The following is a 24,648-nucleotide window of genomic DNA, read 5'->3' as shown; positions in this document are numbered from 1 at the left end:
AGTGCAAGGAGAAAGGAGCGGAAAGGGCAATGGCAGAGGAAGAGAAGCCTGCGATCGACCTCGGGAAGCTTTCGACCGAAGCGCGCAATCCCCGGACCATGCATCTCGACGAGATGAGACCGCGCGAGCTTGTCGAGGTGATGAACTCGGAGGATGCAAAGGTCGCAACTGCCGTGCACGACGTGCTCGGCGAAGTTGCCACGGCCGTGGAATGGGCACGCGATGCGCTTGCGGCAGGCGGCAGGATCGTCTACTTCGGGGCTGGCACCTCGGGCAGGCTCGGCGTGCTCGATGCGGTCGAGTGCCCGCCGACATTCGGCGTCTCGCCCGATAGGGTTGTCGGCCTCATCGCAGGCGGGGAGCATGCATTCGTGCGTGCTGTCGAAGGGGCGGAGGATTCGCTCACGCTCTGTGCAGAGGAGCTCGATGCGCTGCATCTGGGACCGCATGACCTTCCCATCGGCATCGCTGCCTCGGGACGGACACCCTATGTGATCGGCGGGCTCAGGCATGCGCACGAGCTCGGCTGCCGCACGGTGGCAATCGCCTGCAACAAGGGGTCAGATATCGGAAAGTGTGCAGACCTCGCAATCGAGCCCTGCTGCGGGCCGGAAGTGCTGACGGGATCTACCCGCCTGAAGGCCGGCACGGCACAGAAGATGATCCTCAACATGATCTCGACCGGAGCTATGGTCGGCTGCGGCAAGGCATACGAGAACCTGATGGTCGACGTGCAGCAGTCGAACGAGAAGCTCGAGGTCAGGGCACAGAACATCGTGATGGCCGCCACGGGCGCCGACCGCACTGAGGCGGAGCGGGCGCTTCAAGAGGCGGGCGGCTCTGCGAAGTGCGCGATTGTCTCGATCCTGGGAGATGTTTCGGCAGACGAGGCGAAGCGCAGGCTCGCTGTCTGCGGCGGCAAGGTCCGCCAGGCTCTCAGGGAGAGCTGAACATGGCATACGGCGGACGGCAGATGGGGACTGTCCGCTCGGCAAAGCAAGACGAGGAGGAACAATGAGCAAGGATTTCGAAGGGATTGCCAAGGGCGTCCTGGCCGCTGTGGGCGGCAAATCCAACGTCGTGGGCAACATGGCGTGCATGACAAGGCTGAGGGTGAAGGTAGCAGATCCCTCCAAGGTCGACGAGGCAGCGGTCAAGCAGGTCGAAGGCGTCATGGGCCTTGTCGCTGACGGAGACCGCTATGAGATCGTCTTCGGGCCGGGCACCGTGAACAAGGTCCTCGAGCCGTTCTCGAAGCTCACCGGCATCAAGCCGGACGATATGGCTGATGTCGTAAACGATGCTGCCGCGAGGAACAAGGCAGCACAGAAGGCAAAGCACGACAAGCCGGTACAGCGCTTCCTCAAGAAGATCGCGAACATCTTCGTGCCGCTGCTGCCGGGCATCATCGCCGCTGGCCTCATCAACGGCATCGCCAATGTCATCAATGTCTCGAGCGGCAATGCATTCGCAGGCGTCTGGTGGTACCAGTGCATCCGCACGATGGGCTGGGCACTGTTCCTGTATCTGCCGCTCTTCGTCGGCATGAATGCCTCCAAGGAGTTCGGAGGATCCGGCATCCTCGGCGCCATGGCAGGTGCGCTTTCCATCGCGAATGCTTCCATGCCGCTTCTGCTCAAGACTGCTGACGGCGCTGCAGCCGTGAACCTGCCGATTGCCGTGCCGGTTCCGTCCTTCGCCCAAGGCGCCTTCGCGATCAACTTCTCGACGGTCTACAACCCGTCTGCAGGCGGCCTTCTGGGTGCCCTCATCTGCGGCATCTTCTTTGCATGGCTCGAGAAGAAGTTCCATAAGGTCATGCCGAGCGCGCTCGACACGTTCCTGACGCCGCTCTTCACGGTCTGCATCGGCTCGGTCGTCTCCGTGCTCGTTCTGCAGCCGGTCGGCGCCTTCCTCACCCAGGGCATCTTCTTCGTCCTGTTCTTCTTCTACAACGTGCTCGGCGTCGTCGGCGCCTATCTTCTGTCTGCAACATTCCTGCCGCTCGTCGCGGTCGGCCTGCACCAGGCACTTACCCCGATCCATGCAATGCTCAACGATCCTGCGGGTCCGACCGGCGGCATCAACTATCTGCTCCCGATCCTCATGATGGCAGGCGGCGGCCAGGTCGGTGCCGGCCTTGCCCTCTACGTGAAGACGAAGAACACGCGCGTGAAGACGTACCTGCGCGAGTCCATCCCTGTCGGCATCCTCGGTGTCGGCGAGCCTCTGATGTATGCCGTGACGCTGCCGCTCGGCAAGCCCTTCGTGACAGCCTGCCTGGGATCGGGCGTCGGCGGCATCCTTGCCTGGCTCTTCCATCTCGGCACGGTCTCCCAGGGCGTCTCGGGCCTCTTCGGCCTTCTGATCGTCGTTCCGGGCACGCAGGGGCTCTATGTTGTTGCGATGCTTGCAGCCTACGCAGCAGGCTTTGCCCTCACGTATTTCTTCGGCGTGGACGAAGACCGCATCAACGACGTCTTCGGCAGCGAGGCATAGACTTCTATCTGTACCGAAACAGGTTCTGGCATGCGGACCTGCAGGAGCAATCCTGCGGGCCCGCTTTCTGAAGAAGAGCGCTTCCGCTCCTGGATGGAGGACTGTTCATGGAAACAGGCATTTCCCTGTATTTCGCATCGGGCTATCTGGCAAACGCCGCGGTCGTGGAGAAGGCATCGCTTGCGGGAGCGAAGTATGCCTTCACCTCGTTCCATATACCGGAGGAGTCGGGCCTCGATTTTGCGCAGGAGGCAAAGAGGCTGATCGCTCTGTGCCGCGACCATGGGCTTGCCCTGATTGCGGACGTGTCGCCGGCAACGCTTGCCAAGCTCGGATGCAGGGACTTCGGCGATGTGGGCCGTCTCGGTGTCGAATATATCCGTCTGGACGATGGCTTCGATGCACGTCAGACGGTCGAGCTCTCGAACTTCTTCCATGTGGTGTTCAATGCCTCGACGATCTCCGAATCCGACATTGCGCAGTGGCGTGCAGCAGGTGCAGACTTCAGCCGCTTCGCTGCCTGCCACAACTTCTATCCGAAGCCTCTGACAGGGCTTTCCATAGAAGATGTGGTGCGGACCAACCAGAGGCTCAAGGCACTCGGGTTTGAGGTGATGGGGTTCGTGCCCGGCGACAGGGAGCTCAGGGGGCCGCTTCATGAGGGGCTGCCGACCGTCGAGGCACATAGGGGAGATGCCGGCGACAGGCTCTTCCTCGATATGCTCGAGCTTGCATCGGCAGGCTGCGATGCGGTGCTAGTCGGGGATCCGGATGTCTCCAAGACGGTCTGGAAAAGGATTGCCGGCATCTCCCAGAATGTGATCGACCTCGCAGCAGAGCTCGCAGAGCCCTATCAGTCGCTCTTCGGCCGTCTGCAGCATGACCGCCCTGACTCCTCGCCCTGGATCGTGCGCTCGCAGGAGTCGCGCCGCTGGAAGGATGTGGAAGCACCAAAGCCCTCCCAGGACGTACGCGACATGGATGTCCATGCGGGAGATATCCTCATGAGCACGACGGCATATGGCCGCTATGCAGGCGAGCTCGAGATTGCGCGCCAGAGCTTTGCGCTCGACAGGCGCGACGTCAAGATCGGCCGCATTGCGGAGCCAGATCTCGCACTGCTGCCCTATATCAGGCAGGGTGCTGGCTTCAGGCTCGTCAAGGACAAGGCATAGGCTTTCTCTGCAGGGCGCTCCTGCCGCCAGTGCTGCTGCTCTGTGGCGAGCCGACCAGCCTCGTCAGGCGAGATGCAGAAGTCCGGCGCCGCTCAGGGCGCTGCCGAGGCAGCAGCGCCCCACGAGCATGTGCGGCTGTTTCGTCCGGCGAGATGCGCGGACTGAGCACGCAAGGGCGCATTCGTCCTCTGCTGAGCTGAAAGACGGGCACGCTCTCACTCCGCCTCGAGGAAGCCGCCGGTCTGGCGCTTCCAGAGCTCTGCGTACGTGCCGCCTTCCTGCACGAGCTCTGCGTGCGTGCCATCCTCCACGATCCTGCCGCCGGCAAGCACGACGATGCGGTCGAGGGCTGCCACGGTGGAGAGGCGGTGGGCCACCACGATTGCAGTGCGGCCGCGCATGAGGTTTCCGAGGGCTTCCTGGACAAGGGCCTCGGATTCGCTGTCGAGGGCGCTTGTCGCCTCGTCGAGCACGAGGATCGGGCAGTCTGCAAGGATGGCACGGGCGATGGCCACGCGCTGGCGCTGTCGCGGTCTCGTGCAGGCAAGTCTGCCTCACAGGCATGTCAACGTCGCGTGGCGCCAACCATGGTGTCGAGCCCGGTGGGCAGGCGGTCTGAATTCAGTACTCCGCCAGTGCCCTGTTCCCGAGCTTCAAAGCTACGTTTGTCCAGTACCTGAGCAGTTGCGCATGACCCGCGCATCATCTAATTCTCTCGACATGAAAGCGCACAAGTTCCCGGCTGAGAGCGCAAAACAGTTGTCTATTTCACGTCCACCCGATTGATGATATGGCAATCTTGCTGGCAGTCCGCCATCCATTCTGCTTACGACAGTTGATATAATTGCAGAAAAAATGTAAACTTGCATTGAAGATGAAATATTGCAATGCATGTGTGGGGGTCAATGGTGGAGTACCTGGAATACCTCAGCGATGCACTCGGTCTCGCGCTGAGACGAACTTCCTGGGACCGAGCAAGGACGCTCCCGCTCTACTTGGGCACGGCAGCAGACTACGAGCTCTGTAGCTGCGATGGGACGGACTTCCTAGTTGCGCTGCCGAGGGGAGGCCAATCCCTGCCGGAGCTCAAGCGTGTCGTCGCGCAGATCGCACGGTTCACGGAGCTGCCCGTCGCGCTCGCGTCGGACCTCATCGACTCCCGCCAGCGCCGCGCGCTCGTCGCGCGGGGCATCCCGGTCATCGTTCCCGGAAGGCTCGCGTACCTGCCCTTCCTGGGGTTTGCCGCGCAGGCGGAGGCGAAAAGGCGTGCGCTTGGCGGCACGCTCACGCCAAGGGCACAGGCGGCGCTTGTCACGATGATGGCAAACCCTGCGATCTCGACCTCAATCGGCCTGAGGGAGGTGACGCGTATGACAGCAAGCTCCGCAAGCCGTGCCATCGATGAGCTGGCCCAGCATGGTCTGATCGAGCGCGGCAAAGATGGCCGCGAGGTCACTTTCGACTATGACAGAGGGAGGAACGCCCTCCTGAAGCAGGCGATGCCGCTGCTCAAGAGCCCGGTCGCGGCTACAATCTGGGCTCGGCACACGGATGCCCTGGCGGCATTGCCCGATGCTGGCGAGACGGCGCTGGCGGATCGTTCGATGCTTCTTGCCCCCGCCATCGGCCAGAAGGCGTTGGCCAAGGCCCGCCTCGCGGAGCTGGGGGTGGATGAGGTCCTGGAAGGCGAGCTGTCGGACGGGGAGACCGTCGAGCTACAGCTTTGGTCCTACGACCCGCTGGTGGCAGGCCTCGGGCGCGTCGATGACGTATCGCTTGCCCTGTCCCTCGCAGGGTTGGGAGACGAGCGTATAGATGGTGAGCTGGACGATCTCTTCGGCGAGGAGGGGCTATGGCGATGAGCGGTGTCTACGGGCTGGGGCGATTCGGCGAGTACATGGCGGGGCTTGAGGAGCACTACGCCGTCATAGGCGGCACCGCTTGCGACATACTGCTGAACGCGTCGGACCTGCCGTTCCGCGCGACCAAGGACATAGACGTTGTGCTCATGGTAGAAGATCGTCCAGCAGAAGTCGGTCGGGCAATCTGGAAGCTCTTGTCGGACGGCGGCTACGCTGTGGCGCGCAGGGGTACGGAAAACGCGCACTTCTATCGCTTCTCGAAACCGGCCGCATCCGGCTTTCCCTCGATGGTGGAGCTCTTCGGCACCGAGCCGAACTTCATCACGGAGCCCGACGGCCTTGAAATCGTGCCAGTGCCCATGGGGGAGGACGTGTCGAGCCTCTCAGCCATCCTGCTCGATGCCGACTACTACTCGTTTATGTGTGGTGGACGCAAGGTCGTGGATGGGATCTCCGTACTAGGTGAGGCTTATCTGGTTCCATTCAAGGCGAAGGCGTTTCTGGACCTCCGAGAACGCAGGGCGTGTGGAGAGCACGTGGATAGTAAGGATCTGCGGAAGCACAAGAATGACGTCTTCAGGCTGCTGCAGCTCTTCACGCCCGAGACGACTGCGCCCCTTCCAGACTCCATAAGGGACGACATGTCCCACTTCTGCAATATCATGAGCGAGGAAGGTGTGCCTCTCAGGCAGATTGGCGTAAGGATGACCTTGGACGAGGCGCTGGGACAGATTGCCCGCTCATACGGTCTATAGAAGACCTTGTTCATTATCGGAGTCAGCGCTCTGGGAGGTTGGGCCCCATTTCAATCACTGCCATCTGGCAAGGAATGGCCAGAATGCTTGTAGCGTGGGAATCTCAGGCCGCACTTTTCGGGCTCCCATGCCTTTAGGCGGCGAACAGTCTGAAGGGTGATTTGCCGCCGCCTAAAGGGACTCGGTTGCAGCGTGTGCTCACTCCGCCTCGAGGAAGCCGCCGGTCTGGCGCTTCCAGAGCTCTGCGTACGCGCCGCCTTCCTGCACGAGCTCTGCGTGCGTGCCATCCTCCACGATCCTGCCGCCGGCAAGCACGACGATGCGGTCGAGGGCTGCCACGGTGGAGAGGCGGTGGGCCACCACGATTGCAGTGCGGCCGCGCATGAGGTTTCCGAGGGCTTCCTGGACAAGGGCCTCGGATTCGCTGTCGAGGGCGCTTGTCGCCTCGTCGAGCACGAGGATCGGGCAGTCTGCGAGGATGGCACGGGCGATGGCCACGCGCTGGCGCTGTCCGCCCGAGAGCCTGACGCCGCGCTCGCCGACCATGGTGTCAAGGCCCTGGGGGAGCCGCTCGATGAACTCGAGGGCATTGGCCTCAGCGGCAGCACGCCTGATTTCTTCCTCTGTGGCCTCTGGCCTGCCATAGGCAATGTTTTCGCGGATGGAACGGTGGAAGAGAAGGGGCTCCTGCGGCACGTAGGCAACCTGGCGGCGCAGCGACTGCTGCGTACAGGCGCTCACATCCTGGCCATCCACAAGGACCTGTCCTCCCTGGACATCGTCGAGGCGCAGCAGGAGCTTCGTGAGCGTCGTCTTGCCGGAGCCTGAGCGGCCCACGAGGCCCACGCGCTGGCCGGGAGCGATATCGAGATTCAGGTCCTCGAAGACATAGGAGCCCTTCGGGGCATCTGCATACCGGAAGCGGATGTGCTCGAAGCTGATGCCGCCCTCATGCACCTCGAGGGGCTTGGCATCGGACCTGTCTGCGACGAGCGTCGGCTCGTCCAGCACCTTCGTCATTGCAGCCGCGTCTCCCAGCGCCCTGTTGATGCGCTGCATCATCGAGTTGAAGTAGTTGAAGCGCATCGTCAGGTTGTACGTATAGGTGAACATCATGACCAGCGTGCCTGCGCTGATGCCGAACCAGGCATTGCCGCCGCTCACGAAGATCGAGGTCACGAACATGATGATCGTGATGAGGGCGCTTGTCGTGAAGCCGCGTTTCATGGTCGCATGCATGTTCACGTTCTCTTTGTCCATGGCCTCTCTGTCTGCTTCATCGAAGAGGCTGCGCTCATAGTCTTCGCGGCCGCAGGTCTTGACGGCGAGGATGTTCGTCACGGCGTCCGAGAGGATGCCGGAGAGGCGGTTCTGTGCCTGGGAGGCAGCAGAGGAGAGCGGAAGTATCCTGCGGTACATCGTGTAGGCGTAGATGACATAGACAACAAGCATTGCTATGAGAATGAGGACGAAGGCAGGGGCAGCAGGCGCCAGCATCGCGATCGTGAGGACGACCGAGGCGAGCGTCGGCCAGAGGCTGTAGGTCAGGACATCCACAAGGCCCGAGTAGCCGCTCACGAAGCGGGAGGTCTGGCTTACAAGAGACCCTCCGAACCTTCCTGTGTGGAAGGTCATGCTCTGGTTCGAGAGTGTGTCGAAGCAGAGGCGCGAGAGCTGGTAGTCGCCGTTGATCTCGAGCTTGTAGACCGCATAGTCCTGGAGCTTCGAGAGCGTCTGGCCCACGGCGTTCACGATAAGGAGCGCCAGGATATAAGGGCCGAAGACAGAAAAGACCTCGTCGGGTGTGACGGGGGAGGCCTGGATGCGGTCGACGATGAGGCCCATCACGTAGGTATTCGCAAACGTGAGGAGGGCAATGTAGCCCACCGAGGCTATGACAGAAAGGGCGAAGGCGCCGGGCTTCTGCTTCGTCACCCACCAGAAGTAGTGGAGGGTGCGCCTGATGGTCGTGCGGTCATTCGAATCGGTTGTGCTTCTGAGTGCCATGTATGCTCCGGAATCTCATGCTGCCTGAAGGCGTGAATTGTAGTCTTATCAGTTACATTTAAGCAGGCGATGCTCCAGAGATGTGACAGAAACCACATTCTATGATGATTCCATGAAACGCTAACCCTGTTAGATAAACAGCACGGCTGCGGGTAGAGTACTGTCCGTTCACTAACATGGTTAGCAATAAGGAGAGCTATGGAAGAGAAAGAGGAGCTTACGGAGGAGGAATGGGACCGCCTTGTGCGTGAGCTTTTCCGCACCTGGCATGGCCTGCGTCCTTCCGGGCACGACCGTCCGGACATGGAGCTCATGGGGCAGAAGCAGATCATGCATGTCCTGGCACAGAACGAGGACCCCGTGACGCCAGGTGCGCTTGCCGATGCCTGCCACGTCACGAGCGCACGCATCGCGCGTGCCCTGAAGCAGCTCGAGGCACAGGGGCTCATCGTAAGGACGGAAGATCCTGAAGATGGCAGGCGCACGCTCGTGAGCCTGACAGAGAAGGGCCAGGACGTCGTCGCCGAGAGGAAGAAGCGGATCGGCGAGACCATGAAGGAGTTCTGCAAGGAGCTTGGCGCAGAGGACACCCAGGAGCTGCTGCGCATCATGAGACGGGTTGCCGAGCTTGCCCCTGAGATCCAGAAGCGCTTCTGCCAGAAGCAGGAAGAGGAGGGCACGCGATGAATACCCTCCGCTATCTCAAGGGCCATATTCCAGCGGTATTGGCTGTCGTGGCGCTTCTCGCCGTGCAGGTCACCTGCGAGCTCATGCTGCCGCGCTACATGGCTGATATCGTGAATGTCGGCATCGTCCAGGCAGCGGGCGGCGACATGGGATATCTGGCCAGCATGGCAGGCTCCATGTTTGCGCTCTGCTTTGGTTCGGTCGCAGCGGCGGCTGCTGCGGGATACCTTGCCTCGCGTCTTGCTGCGACCATTGCGCGCGACCTGCGTGCATGTCTCTTCTCCCGCGTCATGCAGCTTTCGCCGGCACAGGTGAACCATTTCACGCCGTCTTCCCTGATCACGCGCTCGACGAACGATATCACGCAGATCCAGATGACGATCGTGATGCTTCTGCGCATCGTGATGCTCGCGCCGATCATGGCAATAGTTGCAATCATCCAGGTGCTGGCACTGGGAAGCGGACTCATCTGGATTGTCGGCGCCGCGCTTCTTGCGGTGCTTGCCGTGATCTCTGTCCTCTATGTGCTTGCGATGCCGCGCTTCAGGAAGATGCAGTCCTTGGTCGACCGCGTGAACCTCGTAGCCCGCGAGATGCTCGACGGCGTCATGAGCATCCGTGCCTTCGGCAGGGAGGACCATGAGCTCGAGAAGTTCGATGGGGTATCCCGTGACCTCATGCAGACGCAGCTCTTCGTGAACCGCGCCATGATCCTCATGATGCCGGCACTGACGCTCGTCATGAACCTCGCGACAGTGGCAATCGTCTGGTTCGGCGCCCAGGGCGTCGCCGTCGGCACGATGCAGGTCGGCGACATCATGGCATTCATCACCTACGCGATGATGATCGTCATGGCCTTCCTGATGATCTCGATGGTGGCAGTCCTGCTGCCCCGCGCCGAGATATCGGCAGGCAGAATCGACGAGGTGCTCTCGTGCGACCCTGCCGTGCATGAACCAAAGAGCCCGAAGTCGCTTGATGGGGCGGCTGCGCACGGCGAGCTCTCTTTCCAGGATGTGGGCTTTGCCTATCCGGATGCCGAGGGCATGGTCGTCGAGCATGTGAGCTTCAGGACGCATCCGGGAAAGACCGTGGCGATCATTGGCTCTACGGGTTCCGGCAAGTCGACGCTCGTGCAGCTGGCGCCGAGGCTCTATGACCCGACGGAAGGCTCGATCTCGCTTGACGGCACAGATCTCAAGGACCTTTCGCTCTCCGAGCTCAGGCACAGGATTGGCTACGTGCCGCAGCAGAGCTTCCTTTTCACGGGCACGATCGCCTCGAACGTGGCCTATGGGACAGAGGGGCTCACAGATGAGGAGCTCAAGCGTGCAATCCATCTGGCGCAGGCAGACGATCTTGTGGCAGCAAGCCCCGAGGGCACGGACTCTCCGATCGTCCAGGGAGGCACGAATGTCTCGGGTGGCCAGCGCCAGCGTCTTGCCATTGCCCGTGCGCTTGCGATGAAGCCGGAAGTGCTCGTGCTCGATGATTCGTTCTCGGCTCTGGATTTTGCGACAGATGCACGCCTCAGGCGTGCGCTTGCAGAGCATGCAGGGGACATGGCCATCGTCGTCGTGGCGCAGCGCGTCGCCTCGATCATGCAGGCAGACGAGATCCTGGTGCTCGACGACGGCAAGGTCGTAGGCCAGGGCACGCATCAAGAGCTTCTTCGTGATTGCCCGACATACCGCGAGATTGCGACAAGCCAGCTCTCCGCGAAAGAGCTTGGCCTTGAAGAGGAGGTGTAAGGACATGGCAGAAGAAACGAGCCTCAAGGAGCAGCAGGAGAGAAGCCGTCAGAGGCGCCCGCATGGTGGTGGACGCTTCGCTCCCGTGGAGAAGGCAAAGGACTTCAAGGGGACGCTCAGGCGCCTCATTCATGCGCTCTCGAAGGAAGCACCGCTCATGATCTTGGCCGTCGTGCTTGCGATGGTATCGGTCATCTTCTCGGTCATCGGCCCCAAGATCTTGGGCCAGGCGACGAATGAGGTCTTCCTCGGCGTCGCTGCGATGGGAAGAGGGGATGGAGGCATCGACTTCGCGAAGATCGCCCAGATCCTTGCCTTCCTCCTCGGCATCTACCTGATCTCGTCCGGAGCCCAGGCCATCCAGGGCTGGCTCATGACAGGCATATCGCAGAGGACGGTCTTCCGCTTCAGGAAGGAGATTGCAGAGAAGATCTCCCGTGTGCCGCTTTCCTACTTCGATCGGGAGGGGACCTCGAAGGGCGACGTGCTCTCGCGGATGACAAACGATGTAGATACGCTGAGCCAGACTTTGAATACCGGCATCGTCCAGCTCGTGACTTCCTTGACCCAGGTCATCGGCATCGCCGTCATGATGCTCTCCATCTCGCTCCAGCTCACGGGCGTCACGCTTCTCATGCTCCCGCTTGCCGGCATCGTGCTCTTCTTCCTGATCCGTGCCTCCCAGCGCTACTTCAAGGCCCAGCAGGCACAGCTTGGCGCCGTCGACGGAAAGATCGAGGAGGATTTCTCGGGCCAGGTCGTGATCCAGGCCTTCTACCAGACAGGGCGTGCCGAGCACGAGTTCCAGAAAGAGAACGATGCGCTCTATGAGTCGGCATGGAAGAGCCAGTTCCTCTCCGGCCTCATGCAGCCTCTCATGGGGCTTGTCGGCGACCTTGGCTATGTGGGCGTCGTCGTGGTCGGCGTGGGCCTTGCGGTTCAGGGCACGATCCAGCCAGGCGACATCCAGTCATTCATTCAGTACGTGAGGAACTTCACGCAGCCTCTGGCCCAGCTTGCTGCCGTGTCCAACACGCTGCAGCAGATGGCAGCCTGCGCAGAGCGCATCTTCGAGTTCCTCGATGCACCGGAGGAGACAGAGACGGCGAAGATCAATCCGGAAACGGGCAAGACAGAGCAGCTCGGGAAGGCGAAAGGCGAAGTCAGCTTCGACCACATCTCCTTCGGCTACCTGCCGGGCAAGACGATCATCCACGATTTCACGGCAGAGGTGCCAGAAGGCAGGACTGTCGCCATTGTCGGACCTACCGGTGCTGGCAAGACGACTCTCATGAAGCTGCTCCTGCGCTTCTACGACGTGGATAAAGGTGTTCTCAGGGTCGACGGGCATGATGTGCGCGACATCGAGCGGGAGGACCTGCGCCAGAACTTCGCTATGGTCCTCCAGGACTCCTGGCTCTTCCAGGGCACGATCCGCGAGAACATCCGCTTCGGCAGGCTCGATGCGACAGACGAGGAGGTGGAGGCGGCAGCACGCTCTGCCCACTGCACCCACTTCATCGAAACGCTCCCCGGAGGTTTCGACTTCGAGCTCAATGAAGGGGCGACGAACATCTCCCAGGGACAGCGCCAGCTTCTGACGATTGCCCGTGCCGTGCTGGCAGACCGTTCCATCCTCATCCTCGACGAGGCAACCTCGAACGTGGATACGCGTACCGAGTGGCGCATACAGCGCGCCATGGACAAGCTCATGGCAGGCCGTACGTCCTTCGTTATTGCCCACAGGCTCTCGACCATCAAGGGTGCAGACCAGATCCTCGTGCTCCAGGATGGAGACGTCGTCGAGGCAGGCACCCACGAAGAGCTCCTGGCCAAGCAGGGCGTCTATGCGAAGCTCTACGAGTCGCAGTTCGACCAGGTGGCATAAGCAGCCATGGGATTCAGATAGAGGTCCGGCTGGCAGAGCGCATCTGCCAGCCGGGCTTCTTTCGCCAGCAGGATGGCGGTCTCTTGATCAGGCCTGATGCCTTCGCTGTACGAAAAAAAGAGGCGAGGCTCTTAGGTTCTGCGCGAATACTTCGTGCCTCTGCCCCGTCCGCTGCGCTCTACGAGGCCTTTCTGTTCGAGGGAGGCAAGCAGCCTGCCTGCCGTCGAAAGGCTCGTGCCGCACTTCTCCGAAATCTGCTTTCGAGTCATGAGCATTCCTTGAGGAAGGGCGTCCAGAACTGCTTTCTCTTCTACCGTTGTTGCTGGATGCGATTCCAAGACGGGGAGGGTCACGCGGATGCTTGCGTCCAGAACATCGAAGCTGGGCGGCAGCTCTCCTGCTGGATATGCTTCCCGAATGCGGGGGACGCCCGATCCAAAGAGCTCGATATAGCCTAGCCGGAACATGACTGTGGCAAGAATTGGATTTCTCGGCACAGATAGACCGCCTGCAAGGTAAGCCTCTCTCTCGATTCCGGGAGGAAGCGAGCCAGGAGATGTGACCACAGCGTGGTCAGGATGCATGGCAACAGTAATGGCGGATGGCACATCCCATGCACGATGGGCGATTGCGTTGGCAAGCGTCTCTCTGAAGGCATCCAGGGGCAGCTTCTCGACTCGTTCCCTGGTCGTCGAAGTTACTTTTTCGAATGCATAGGTCCTTTCAGCAACATCTGCCGTTCTGTCGAGCTGGTCGAGCACCGAACATCCGTCTATGTGCACTCTTTCGAGAATCTCAGACGTGCTTCTGCCAAACCTCATGATGTCGATTCCGGGGAACGGGTTCGAATCCGAAAGGAGGGCAGCTGCATTCACGAGCTGGCCATCTGTATTTGTGAGGCCGAGCGTTCGCAAGGTGTTCCTGTCGAATTGATCGACTCCGAGCCTCGTGTGCAGACGCTGCTTGAGGGATCCGAACTCCATATTTTGGCTGTCTGCAGGAAGCTGATCGAAAGACATGTGATTGCCGGCGAGTATGAGCCGTTTCAATTCCAGTGAATCCGCCTCTGTGGTCGAAGAGTCGTTTCTGATGTATGCCTTTCCCCTGCAGAGGTAGGGCTTGTCTGGTCCCTCGAACACAGTAAGGGTCACCGTCCCGGCCTCGCTGTCGACCTCTATCGAATACCGGGGCTGTGGGTGAATGCGGTCATGGATCATGTGCTCTATGCGTAGGCATTCTTTATCGATGTCGGGGAGACCTTGGACAGTGCCATCGTCAGCCATTCCGAAAATGATGCTGCCTGTTCCATAATTAGCGAATGCACTGACGGTCTTGAGGAAAGACTCGGATACCGAGGCCTTGAGTTCTCGATCATTGGACTCGAGCAGTGCCATAGCAGAACCTCCTATGTATCTGGAATTGACCAGAAAAATTATCTGTTCAATTATAAGTCATTACATGGCCATACTATTGGTCAGTAATTGACCAGATAAATTTATCTGGTCAATTAGAGTGAGCGGAAACATGAATCCATCCCGGTGGCAAGGCTCGAGCCTCTGCCTGGCTTCGTCCATTTGGATGCGTGCTAGGATGGTCTAGCGCCTGAATGAAAAGTGGCGGCCTGGCTCCGGAGAAGGAGCATAGCTCGCAGTCCCTGTGTGCTTGGTTCAAGGCCTGCCCGATCCTGCGTTCTTTCGTTCTCTTGGAGGGACCCTTGCCAGAAAATCCATCTGCGTCCCTTGGGCGGACCTGTGCCCGTCGTCTGGCGTTCACGACATTCTTCCGCGCTCTGGGATTCCAGGCAACCTACTTTGTCGGCATCATCGGCTCGGCGACCTATCTTCTGGGCTCCGATGCAATGGATGTCTCCGTGCTTGTCGTCCTCTTGAACGTCACACTCGTGGCAGCGGGCGCTGCAGCAGGTGTCGTCGTTGACCGCATCGGGCCAAGGAAGACGATGATTGCCTTCCTTGGCCTCCTGGGTGTTACCGGCATCATCGGCGTCTCCTTTCCGATGAGCATGGCGCTCCTCATCGTCGTGAACGTGCTTGAAGGGATTGCAGGTGGCTTCTGCATGACGGCAAGCTCTGCCTATCCCCGCTATCTCGCAGAGGATGCAACGACCCTCCAGAAGGTCAACAGCTACAACAACACGGCCATGTGTGTGGCCGTTATCGTCGGTCCCCTGATTGGCGGCTGGCTCACAGCGCTCTTCACGAGCCAGATGGTGTTTGCGGTCCTTCCCATCTCATCGGCAATATCTGCGCTCTTCGTCTGGAACCTGCCGGAGCTCCTGCATCCTGAAGGCACCGGCAAGAAGGAAGGGGAGGGCTTCTGGAAGCAGCTTCTCGAGGGCATCCATATCGTGTTCTCCCATCCTGTGATTGCAGCGCTCTTCCTGATCTATTTCCTTGGCTACTTCTCCTATGGCGCATTCGACTCGCTCGAGTCGCTCTTCTACCGTGACGTGCTCAGGGTGGGATCCGAGTGGATGGGCTGGCTCTCGTCGGCAGCAGGCCTGGGATCTACGGTCGGTGCCTTGGCCGTGCTGCGCTTCTCGACGAAGCGGCTCTCGCTCGAGACGATTGCCCTGCTTCTAGTCGTGATCGGTGTCGGGTCCATGGTGTACGTCGGCACGACGTCGGTGCAGATTGCCCTCATAGGCCAGCTCATTGCCGGCTTCGGCTTTGGTGCCATGGGTCCTGTGAAGGACACGGTGCTGCAGAAGAGCTGCGATATCCGCTATATCGGGCGTGCCACCTCGGTCCTTTCTGTCGGCATGAACTCTGCCGGCACGCTGCCGCTTCTCGTTGCCCCATTCGTGGCAGGTATCTTCGGCGTGCAGGCAACGCTCTTTGGTGCCTCTGCGATCGCTGCCGCCATCGGCGCCGCCGCGCTGGCGTGGACACACGCCGGCAATCCGAAGGCGGCATAGCGAAAGCCTGCGGCACAGGGGCAGGCGCGCAGGTAGGCTGCAGGCGGCACGGCATCCGGCAGGAGGTGCCGGGCAGCTGCAGCCAAAGCAGGCACAGGAGGCAGGAACAAGGAATCGGCCACGCAGCCAGCTGGGGATGCAGGCCTGCGGACAGGGATGCAGGCCTGGCAGAGCGGGAACAGGAGGGCCCCGAGCGGAAGCGGCAAAGAAGATGCGCCTGCCAGGCCATGCTGGCAGGCGCATCCATGTGTGGTCAGCGGTGTCTCTTTGCTGCCACTGTCCTTTGCCAAGACTCTAGGCGGCTTCGATGAGGGCCTTTCCCGGATGGGCTGCAATCAGCTCGTCTGCCGAGACGGAGCGGATGGCAGGGTCGTCGTAGGTGTTCCAGTAATACGTATGGGTCCTCTGGGAATATCCGCCGGTATAGACGGTCTTCTCGAACTCCCCGTTCGTCATCCTTGCGGCGCCGTCGATCATAGCAACGCCCGCAAGCTCATGGAACATGCGGGAGACATTGGCCTCCTCCGTCGTCTGCTCAGGGTAGTTTGCATTGAGGTAGGCGATGCGCACGAAGCGGGAAGGCGAGTAGTAGTCGCCCGGGATGCCGCGCATGCCGGCACCCGATCCATACGGTGTGAGCGCAGCTGCCCTCCAGGTCTGGGTTGCTGGCACGTCGCTTGTGACGTTGAGGTAGTTCCTGAGGTTCTCGCGGTGCCATCCGAATCCCGGCTGGTTTGCAAGGACGTCGACGTCGTCTGTGAAGATCTGCATGCCATCTTGCGTGTATTCGACCGCGATGCTGCGCTTGCCGTCGCCGACAATCCAGTGGAGAAGCGAGGTCGGATATTTGTCGACGATGGGGGAGTCGACGACAGCGACATCCTTGAGCGCTGCCTCGGCTTCATCGACGGTCGTGAAGTTCGCGACGATCCAGAGCGGAAGCTCCCAGGAGGCGACATTCGTCTTGCCGGGGACAGCTTCCTTCTCATACTGCGCATAGCCCGGGAAGTTGAGACCGGCGCAGGCAAGGCCTTCTGTATTTGCGCAGTCGAAGTAGAGCGGCGTATCCTTCTCGACGATGCCCATGCCGATGACGGGATGGGGAAGGGCGGGCGTAGCCTTGAAGGGCGAGAAGGGCGCATAGCCTTCGGGCGCCACGACGACACGCTCCCCATAGCCCTGGCTCCAGTCGAGGTTGCGGGCGAAGTAGAGATTGCCTTTGTCGTCCGAGAAACGGATTGCAGTGCACATGGAACCCTCCGATGCTTGATGGAAGCGCACCCTGCGCTTCGGCTACAGAGGGATATACCCATGCCGGGAAAATCAGTCATACATAGTAGACTAATTTTGGAAATCGGCACAGAAAACGGCATTTGCCTCAATCATGAAACTCTTATTATAGCGCGGTCTCTTGCAGATTTGTCATCATCTCTTCTGTACGGCCAATTTGCGTCGGTTTGCGGCAATTCGCTGACCTGCAGTTTTGAAAGTATGTCGAGATGAACTCGACATCAGAGATTTCTGAACTCGACGCAGCTCGACGTCTGTCGAGTTGAACTCGACAAGGAGCAAAAAAATTTCGGAAATGTCGAGTTTCTCGGAAACGCTTCCAGCAGAGTGGTGTATTGTGTAGCTATGCAAGAGCTGGAAGCGTTTCCAGCGTGACACCCACCAATCACGCCTGAGGCGCTTCCGGGCTTGCTGCAGGACAGATGCCTAGTTTAGATGCGAGCATCCATCCGCATGGCAGTCTCTCTTTTTCTTGTATGCAATAAGGAGTGCATCCCATGATCGATCTCGAACAGCGTGCCCACGAGAAGTTCGGACTTCCCCTTGCCGCACTGGACGATTCCGACGTCTGCACGATGCTTATGGATATGGTCCGCGAGAAGGCAGCCGAGCTTCCGGTGACGGAAGGCAAGCGCCGTCTCTATTACATCTCCGCCGAGTTCCTGATTGGCCGTCTTCTGACGAACAACCTCATCAATCTTGGCATCTACAACGAAGTGAAGGACCAGCTCTTCCGTGCAGGCCATGACCTGAACAAGATCGAGGAGGCAGAGGCAGAGCCGTCGCTGGGCAATGGCGGACTTGGCCGTCTTGCTGCGTGCTTCCTCGACTCCATCGCAACGCTTGGCCTTCCGGGTGACGGCGTGGGCCTCAACTACCACTACGGCCTCTTCCATCAGAAGTTCGTTGCGAACCAGCAGACCGAGCTTCCGGATGAGTGGCTCAAGGAGCAGGACTGGCTCGTCGATACCGGCACGTCCTACACCGTGCATTTCGGCGGCTTCGATGTGAAGTCGAAGCTCTATGATATCGACGTCCTGGGATACGGCAGGAACACGAAGAACAGGCTCCACCTGTTCGATCTCGTCGGTGTCGATGATGGCCTCGTGCCTTCTGATTCCATCGACTTCGACAAGGAAGCCGTGAAGAAGAACCTCACGCTCTTCCTCTATCCGGACGACTCGGATGAGACAGGCAGGCTCCTTCGTGTCTATCAGGAGTACTTCATGGTGTCGAACGCGGCACAGCTCCTCGTCGACGATGCCATTGCACGTGGATCCAACCTGCACGACCTCGACGAGTATGCCGTCGTCCAGATCAACGATACGCACCCGACCATGGTTATCCCTGAGCTCATCAGGATCCTCGTCGACGAGCACAGCTTCAAGTTCGATGAGGCCGTCTCGATCGTGAGCCGCATGGTCGCCTACACGAACCATACGATTCTCGCCGAGGCGCTCGAGAAGTGGCCGCTCTCGTTCCTCAGAACAGTCTCTCCTCGCATTGCTGACATCATCGAGAAGCTCGACTACAAGCAGAAGCAGGAGCACGACGACCCTGCTGTCGCTATCATCAAGGACGATATCGTGCACATGGCACATATCGATATCCACTATGGCTTCTCTATCAACGGCGTGGCGGCGCTCCACACGAAGATCCTCGAGGAGTCCGAGCTCAAGCCGTTCTACGATCTGTACCCGGAGAAGTTCTCGAACAAGACGAACGGCATCACGTTCCGCCGCTGGATCATGGGCTGCAACCCGGCGCTGACCCAGATTCTGGATGATACGCTCGGCACCGACTGGCATACGACGGGCGACCTCTCTGGCCTCCTCAAATACAAGGACAATCCGGAGATGCTCGGCAAGCTCTCTGATGCCAAGGAAATCGCGAAGCGCAGCATGCGTGAGTTCATCCGCGAGAACCGCGGCGTCGAGATTCCGCGCGACGCAATCATCGATGTACAGATCAAGCGCATCCACGAGTACAAGCGCCAGCAGATGCTTGCCCTCTACCTCATCTGGAAGTACCTCGATATCAAGAATGGCAACATCCCGGCACGCCCGATCACCGTCATCTTCGGCGGCAAGGCTGCTCCTGCCTACACGATTGCCCAGGACATCATCCATCTGATCCTCACGCTCTCGCAGTGGATTGCCAATGACCCGGATGTCTCCCCGTATCTCCAGGTCATCATGGTCGAGAACTACAATGTGAGCGCAGCAGAGAAGCTCATCCCGGCAGCAGACATCTCCGAGCAGATCTCCCTTGCCTCGAAGGAGGCTTCGGGCACGTCGAACATGAAGTTCATGCTCAACGGTGCCGTGACGCTCTGCACGATGGATGGTGCAAACGTCGAGATTGCCGACCTCGTCGGCCCGGACAACATCTATACGTTCGGCGCCTCCTCGGAGGAGGTCGTGCGCCTCTACGCAGAGAATGCCTACCGTCCGCACGATCTCTACCTGCGGCCGGGCACGAAGCTCTTGGTCGACTTCATCACGAATCCGAAGTTCATGGCTACCGGCAACCCTGAGCGCCTGAAGCGTCTCCACGACGATATGGCCAACAAGGACTGGTTCATGGCGCTTCTGGACCTCGAGGATTACATCCAGGTCAAGGAGCGTGTCTACGCCGACTACGAGGACCGCACTGCCTGGATGAAGAAGTCCCTTGTCAACACCGCTATGGCCGGCAAGTTCTCATCCGACCGCACGATCTCCCAGTATAACGACGAGATCTGGCATCTTTCCTAAGCCCCCCAATCCCCTGCTCCACGCAGCTTCCTCCCTTGTGCTGCGTGGAGCACCTCCTTCGTTTCTCCCCCGAAAGCCTCCTTCTGCGCAAGCAGGAGGAGGCTTTCTGCTAGGGAAGGGGAGAGAGGGATTCGGGAAAGGAGTCTTGGCATAAAGAAAGGGCCGCCTTGCGGCGGCCCTGAAACGCTTTGCTCTGAGCGGATGTCCTACATCTCGGAGTTGCCGCCGGCGATGCCGGAGACGGAGGAGTTGACGTAGACGGCGTAGATTGCGTCTGCGAGCTCCTTGGCAACAGAGATGGACTTGATCTTCGAGCCCGGCTGGTTTGCAACAGCGCAGGGGATAGCGTCAGTGACGACGCACTCGACGATCGGTGCATTCTGGAGACGCTCGACAGCGGAGCCGGAGAAGATGCCGTGGGTGGCGGAGATGTAGATGTCGCCTGCACCCATCTCCTTGAGCTTGTTGATGGAGCCGACAAGCGTGCCGCCAGTGTCGATCATATCGTCGTTGATGATGCAGGTCTTGCCGACGATGTTGCCGATGACGCCCATGACCTCAGCAGCGTTGTGCTTCGGGCGGCTCTTGTGGGCAATGGCAACCTCGCAGCCGAGGTAGTCAGCGAGCTTCTTGGCGACCTTGGCGCGGCCCATGTCCGGGGAGACGACGACGGTGTTGTCCCAGTCGAAGTCCTTCGTCTTGAAATAGTCGCCGAACTGGTAGAGTGCCGTCAGATGCGTGACGGGGATGTCGAAGAAGCCCTGAATCTGGTTGGAGTGCAGGTCGAGCGTGATGACGCGGTCGACGCCTGCAGCCTCGAGCAGGTTGGCGACAAGGCGTGCCGTGATCGGCTCGCGGGATGCGGCCTTGCGATCCTGGCGGGCATAGCCGTAGTGGGGGATGACAGCCGTGAAGGAGGCAGCGGATGCACGCGTTGCGGCATCGGCGACAATCAGGGTCTCCATCATGAGGTCATTCACGTTCTTGCCGGCAAGGGACTGGACGAAGAAGACTTCGCAGCCGCGCACGGTCTCCTCGAAGCGGGCGTAGATCTCGCCGTTCGCGAACTTCTCGATCTTGAGGCCGGATAGCGGCAGGTGCAGGATATCGCCGATCTTCTCGGCCAGCTGCGGGTTGCTCGTGCCCGAGTAGAGACGGATGTTCTTCTCCACCTGGATGGGTTCGCACAGATTCTCGTACATTAGTCCTCTTCCTTCAGACGCTCCCAGTAGTGGTTTGCCCAGTCTTCCTTGATTATCTGCTGGCTGCGCTCGAGGGAGAGCGCGCCTGCCGGCACATCGTGCGTGATGCAGGAGCTTGCACCGACGAGGGCGTTCTCGCCGATCGTCACCGGCGCGACCATCATCGTGTCGGAGCCCACGAAGACGTGGTCGCCGATGGTGGTATGGCTCTTGTGCTTTCCGTCATAGTTGCAGGTGATGGAGCCGCCGCCGATGTTCACGTTGGCGCCCATCGTGCAGTCGCCGATGTAGGAGAGGTGCGGGACCTTCGAGCCCTCGCCGACGACAGAGTTCTTGAGCTCGACATGGGTGCCAGCCTTGGCACCCTTGAGGAGATGCGTATGGCCTCTGAGGTAGGCACGCGGGCCGCAGTTCACGTCGTCGTCGATTGCAGAGTCGACGAGGATGGACTCGTCGACCACGCAGTTGTTGCCGACGGTTGCGTTCGTGAGGCGGCTGTTCGGGCCGATTGTGCAGTCTGTGCCTACGGTCGTGTGGCCGAAGAGGATGGTCTGGGGCATGAGGACGGTGTCCTCGCCCACGGTCACATCGGCGCCGACCCAGACCTGGTCGGGGTCGAGCATGGAGACACCGGAGAGCATCAGCTCATGGTTGATGCGGCGCTGCATGACCTTCGTGACCTCAGCAAGCTGGGCACGGTTGTTGACGCCGAGGACCTCGGAAGCCTCAGGTGCGTGGTGCATGCCGACAGGCTCGCCTTCGGAGACGAAGATCTTGATGAGGTCAGGGAGGTAGTACTCGCCCTGGGCGTTGTCGTTGCCGATCTTGTCGAGGTTGTCGGCAAGACGGTGGCCGCAGAAGCAGTACGTCGCGGAGTTGCACTCTTTGAGCGTCTGGCGCTGCTCCTCGGTGCAGTCCTTGTGCTCGATGATGGCCGTGACCTGGCCCTGCTCGTCCAGGACGACGCGGCCATAGCCCGTGCAGTCGTCTGGTGTCATGGTCAGCACCGTGCAGGCGGCATGCTGCGCCTTGCGCTCCTCCACGAGGGCGGCAAGCGTCTCAGGCTTTATGAGCGGAGTGTCTCCTGCCATCACAAGGACAGGACCGGAGAAGCCGCCGATTGCGTCGCGCACGACGCGGACGGCATGGCCGGTGCCGAGACGCTCTGTCTGCTCGACGAACTCGACAGGTGCCTCTCCCTCCGGGACAGGTTCATGGGCGAAGAAGTCGCGTACCTCATCGGCGCCATTGCCGACAACGACAATGACACGCGTAGCGCCAGCCTTGCGGGCTGCGCGGACACACCACCACACGAGCGGCTTGTCCAATACCTTGTGCATGACCTTGGGGTGACGAGACTTCATGCGCGTACCCTCGCCTGCAGCGAGGACAATCGCGGTAAATGGCATAGAACGGCCTCCAACGAAGTTGCTATGCGTCAATCCGTCAAACGAAGATGCGGCGTATATGCTGGCGCTTTGCCGTCAGCATACAATCCCGCATACAAGACGTATCATAGCGCAGCAAAGCCCGGGCTAGGCATTGCGAATGCCTCTCCCATGCACATGACACAACCTTTTTATAGCCCGTTCGTCCTGAGCTGCCGCTATCGAACGGGCCCTGTCGAGCTGAACTCGACAGGGGATGCGGCCAAGGAGGGCGTGCTTTCCGAGTGTCCACGCGAAGGACCGGAAGCGCTCCTGCAGGAGGTGCTTCCGCATGCGCCGGAGAGCCTCGCCCTGTCTTCGGGAGCGGATGCGGGACAGATGACAGTGTCGTTATGGAAGCCAGCCGGCTTTCAGCCTGATGGATGGCCCGCCCGATGGCCTGCTTGGCATGCTCCTGCCGGACTTCGGGCATGTCCGTCTTTCTGGCGGATGGGGTGAACCGGTACAATGGCTCCCAAGGGCTCTTGGGCCGACCATTCCAGAGAAAGGCGCTCCTTATGGCTGATCCGCACATCGCAATCATCGGAAAGGGAGCTCTTGGGATGCTCTATGGAAGCATGGCAGCAGATGCTCTCGGAGAGGATGCCGTCACCTTCGCGATGGATCCCGCGCGCCTTGCCCGCCACGCGGGGGATGTGTGCACCGTGAACGGGAAGGTGTATCCGTTCCGGGACAGGCTGCCCGAGGAGGCGGGTCCCCAGGACCTCGTGATCCTGGCGACGAAGAGCTATGGGCTCGAAGGGGCCCTCGGCCTCGTGCCGTCCCTGCTTGGAGAGAAGACCAAGATCGTGAGCGTGCTCAATGGCATCAGGAGCGAGGAGCAGGTGGCGGCACGCTTCGGCTGGGAGCGCATCGTCCCCTGCGTCGCCCAGGGCATGGATGCAGCGCATTTTGGGAGTGCGCTCACCTACTCGAAGGCAGGCGCGCTGCATATCGGTCGCTTCGAGAATACGCCAGAGGAAGCGCTTGCCAAGGTGGAAGACATCCTCGCGCGTGCCGGCATCGCGCATGTCGTGGAGCCAGACATCAGGTACCGCATGTGGGCCAAGTTCATGCTCAATGTTGGTATCAACCAGACCTGCTGCGCCTTCGGTGCCACCTATGGAGAGGTCTACGCCGACAAAACCTCCGAGCTCTGGCGGACCTTCATCTCGGCGATGCGCGAGGTCGTGGCTGTGGCACAGGCAGAAGGGGTGGCGCTCACCGAACAGGAGCTTTCGTCCTATGCTGCCCTCGAAGAGACGCTCGATCCTTCCTCGACGCCCTCGATGGGGCAGGACCGCATCAACCATCACAGGACCGAAGTGGACGAGTTTTCGGGAGAGGTCATGAGGAGAGCCCAGAAGCATGGCATACTCGTGCCGGTGAATGCCTTCCTCAACAAGCGCATACGTGAAATAGAGGCGGCGTACTAGATGGATGTCGAGAAGTGCAAGGAGTTCGTGGTTCTTGCCCGCACCAGGAACTATCTCAAGGCAAGCGAGCAGCTCTTCATCTCCCAGTCCTCGCTCTCCAAGCATATCAAGTCGCTCGAGCACGAGCTCGGGGTCACGCTCTTCGTGCGCTCGACCCGCTCGGTAGATCTGAGCCCGGCGGGGCGAGTGTTTCTGCCCTATGCACAGAAGATCACGCGGGTGGACAACGAGATGCTGGCAGCGCTGTCCGATGTCCAGGAAAACGAGCTCCATGTCCTCGATATCGGCTCGATTCCGATCATGGTGCCCTATGGAATCACGGGCATCATGGCGCGCTACGAGCACGACAATCCGACCGAGCGGATCCGGCTCTTCGAGGGAGATGCCGACGAGCTCAGGGAGGCGCTCAGGCAGGACAGGCTCGAGCTTGCCTTCATCCGCGAATGGGATGGGGATGCCTCGAAGGACTCGGGCGACGAGGAATTCGGCACCGTGCCGTATGACGAAGACCGGCTTGTCGCCGTGCTTCCGGTCGACCATCCTCTGGCAGGGCGCCAGAAGGTCATGCTCGGCGAGCTTGCAGACGAGGACTTCCTGCTTCTTCCCAAGGGTTCTGTCATGCATGCCCTGATCCTCGATGCCTGCGCGATCGAAGGCTTCGTGCCGCGTGTGCGCTACCAGGGACGGCGCGGCGAGAACATCATCGACCTCGTGGGGCGCGGCATGGGGGTGTCGCTTCTGATGAGAAAGCCCGCCGCCTATCTGGCGACTCCGGATGTCGTGCTGGTCGACGTGGAGCCGACGGTCACGACCGAGATCAAGGTCTACTATCTCAGGGGCAGGGAGCCTTCTCCTGCTGCCCAGCGTTTCCTCGATGCGGTCTCCCGCTCCGGGGCAGCTGGTGCCTGATCCATCCCATCGGGACCTCTATATATCCAATATGGAATAAGACAGCAGACAAACAGAATTGTTGTGGAA

17 protein-coding genes and 1 pseudogene are annotated in these 24,648 nt (G+C 60.3%); 12 read left to right on the top strand and 6 right to left on the bottom strand.

Going from position 1 to position 24,648, the window contains the following annotated elements; translation table 11 throughout:
- Positions 1–29 precede the first annotated feature (29 nt).
- The 3 genes from murQ to VXJ24_RS08040 all read left to right on the top strand — a co-directional run bounded on the left by murQ (position 30) and on the right by VXJ24_RS08040 (position 3,674).
- Complete coding sequence (murQ, locus tag VXJ24_RS08050; protein ID WP_330972414.1) at positions 30–950, top strand: N-acetylmuramic acid 6-phosphate etherase; 921 nt, start codon at positions 30–32, stop codon at positions 948–950.
- 64 nt (positions 951–1,014) lie between these two features.
- The gene (locus tag VXJ24_RS08045) at positions 1,015–2,499 is read left to right on the top strand and encodes a PTS transporter subunit EIIC (protein ID WP_330972413.1); all 1,485 of its coding nucleotides are present in this window, start codon (positions 1,015–1,017) and stop codon (positions 2,497–2,499) included.
- A 107-nt stretch (positions 2,500–2,606) separates the two neighbouring features.
- Complete coding sequence (locus tag VXJ24_RS08040; RefSeq protein WP_330972412.1) at positions 2,607–3,674, top strand: MupG family TIM beta-alpha barrel fold protein; 1,068 nt, start codon at positions 2,607–2,609, stop codon at positions 3,672–3,674.
- Between the two features lie 215 nt (positions 3,675–3,889).
- Here VXJ24_RS08040 and VXJ24_RS08035 read toward each other — a convergent pair.
- Positions 3,890–4,201, bottom strand: a pseudogene (locus VXJ24_RS08035) (ABC transporter ATP-binding protein); the annotation flags it as partial.
- Positions 4,202–4,567: 366 nt separating this feature from the next.
- Here VXJ24_RS08035 and VXJ24_RS08030 point away from each other — a divergent pair.
- Both VXJ24_RS08030 and VXJ24_RS08025 read left to right on the top strand, forming a co-directional pair.
- The gene (locus tag VXJ24_RS08030) at positions 4,568–5,536 is read left to right on the top strand and encodes a helix-turn-helix domain-containing protein (RefSeq protein ID WP_330972411.1); all 969 of its coding nucleotides are present in this window, start codon (positions 4,568–4,570) and stop codon (positions 5,534–5,536) included.
- The gene (locus tag VXJ24_RS08025) at positions 5,533–6,291 is read left to right on the top strand and encodes a hypothetical protein (protein ID WP_330972410.1); all 759 of its coding nucleotides are present in this window, start codon (positions 5,533–5,535) and stop codon (positions 6,289–6,291) included. Before VXJ24_RS08030 ends, VXJ24_RS08025 begins: the two co-directional genes overlap by 4 nt.
- Before the next feature lie 198 nt (positions 6,292–6,489).
- Here the strand turns inward: VXJ24_RS08025 and VXJ24_RS08020 are convergent, their stop codons facing one another.
- Positions 6,490–8,298 carry an ABC transporter ATP-binding protein gene (locus VXJ24_RS08020; RefSeq protein WP_330972409.1) on the bottom strand — a complete coding sequence of 603 codons (1,809 nt, stop codon included), beginning with the start codon at positions 8,296–8,298 and terminating at the stop codon, positions 6,490–6,492.
- 198 nt (positions 8,299–8,496) lie between these two features.
- Between VXJ24_RS08020 and VXJ24_RS08015 the strand changes: the two genes are divergently transcribed.
- Genes VXJ24_RS08015 through VXJ24_RS08005 form a run of 3 tightly spaced genes read left to right on the top strand, consistent with a single transcriptional unit; the run spans position 8,497 to position 12,624 of the window.
- Positions 8,497–8,985, top strand: coding sequence for a MarR family winged helix-turn-helix transcriptional regulator (locus tag VXJ24_RS08015; RefSeq protein ID WP_330972408.1), 489 nt, complete (start codon positions 8,497–8,499; stop codon positions 8,983–8,985).
- A complete protein-coding gene (locus VXJ24_RS08010; protein WP_330972407.1) occupies positions 8,982–10,736 on the top strand; it encodes an ABC transporter ATP-binding protein in 1,755 nt (584 codons plus the stop codon). The genes VXJ24_RS08015 and VXJ24_RS08010 overlap by 4 nt, the downstream gene beginning before the upstream one ends.
- A 4-nt stretch (positions 10,737–10,740) precedes the next feature.
- Entirely contained in the window at positions 10,741–12,624 is a 1,884-nt protein-coding gene (locus VXJ24_RS08005; RefSeq protein WP_330972406.1) for an ABC transporter ATP-binding protein, read from the top strand.
- A gap of 131 nt (positions 12,625–12,755) precedes the next feature.
- Here VXJ24_RS08005 and VXJ24_RS08000 read toward each other — a convergent pair whose 3' ends face one another.
- The gene (locus tag VXJ24_RS08000; protein WP_330972405.1) at positions 12,756–14,018 is read right to left on the bottom strand and encodes an RNA-binding domain-containing protein; all 1,263 of its coding nucleotides are present in this window, start codon (positions 14,016–14,018) and stop codon (positions 12,756–12,758) included.
- 320 nt (positions 14,019–14,338) lie between these two features.
- Between VXJ24_RS08000 and VXJ24_RS07995 the strand changes: the two genes are divergently transcribed.
- Positions 14,339–15,559, top strand: coding sequence for an MFS transporter (locus VXJ24_RS07995; protein ID WP_330972404.1), 1,221 nt, complete (start codon positions 14,339–14,341; stop codon positions 15,557–15,559).
- 294 nt (positions 15,560–15,853) lie between these two features.
- Here the strand turns inward: VXJ24_RS07995 and bsh are convergent, their stop codons facing one another.
- The gene (gene bsh, locus VXJ24_RS07990; protein ID WP_330972403.1) at positions 15,854–16,810 is read right to left on the bottom strand and encodes a choloylglycine hydrolase; all 957 of its coding nucleotides are present in this window, start codon (positions 16,808–16,810) and stop codon (positions 15,854–15,856) included.
- Between the two features lie 536 nt (positions 16,811–17,346).
- Here bsh and VXJ24_RS07985 point away from each other — a divergent pair.
- Positions 17,347–19,605 (top strand): glycogen/starch/alpha-glucan phosphorylase, encoded by a 2,259-nt coding sequence (locus VXJ24_RS07985; protein WP_330972402.1) that lies wholly within the window; start codon positions 17,347–17,349, stop codon positions 19,603–19,605.
- A 206-nt stretch (positions 19,606–19,811) separates the two neighbouring features.
- Here VXJ24_RS07985 and VXJ24_RS07980 read toward each other — a convergent pair whose 3' ends face one another.
- Together VXJ24_RS07980 and glmU are read right to left on the bottom strand one after the other, a co-directional pair.
- Positions 19,812–20,807 (bottom strand): ribose-phosphate diphosphokinase, encoded by a 996-nt coding sequence (locus VXJ24_RS07980; protein ID WP_330972401.1) that lies wholly within the window; start codon positions 20,805–20,807, stop codon positions 19,812–19,814.
- Positions 20,807–22,216, bottom strand: coding sequence for a bifunctional UDP-N-acetylglucosamine diphosphorylase/glucosamine-1-phosphate N-acetyltransferase GlmU (gene glmU / locus VXJ24_RS07975; protein WP_330972400.1), 1,410 nt, complete (start codon positions 22,214–22,216; stop codon positions 20,807–20,809). The genes VXJ24_RS07980 and glmU overlap by 1 nt, the downstream gene beginning before the upstream one ends.
- Positions 22,217–22,752: 536 nt before the next feature.
- Here glmU and VXJ24_RS07970 point away from each other — a divergent pair.
- Both VXJ24_RS07970 and VXJ24_RS07965 read left to right on the top strand, forming a co-directional pair.
- The gene (locus VXJ24_RS07970) at positions 22,753–23,670 is read left to right on the top strand and encodes a ketopantoate reductase family protein (RefSeq protein WP_330972399.1); all 918 of its coding nucleotides are present in this window, start codon (positions 22,753–22,755) and stop codon (positions 23,668–23,670) included.
- Positions 23,671–24,579 carry a LysR family transcriptional regulator gene (locus VXJ24_RS07965; RefSeq protein WP_330972398.1) on the top strand — a complete coding sequence of 303 codons (909 nt, stop codon included), beginning with the start codon at positions 23,671–23,673 and terminating at the stop codon, positions 24,577–24,579.
- Positions 24,580–24,648 lie beyond the last annotated feature (69 nt).

The organism is Olsenella kribbiana (genome assembly GCF_036408795.1).
In the GTDB taxonomy this organism is placed as follows: Bacteria; Actinomycetota; Coriobacteriia; order Coriobacteriales; family Atopobiaceae; genus Olsenella_L; species Olsenella_L kribbiana.
This window is presented reverse-complemented; position numbering and strand designations above follow the sequence as displayed.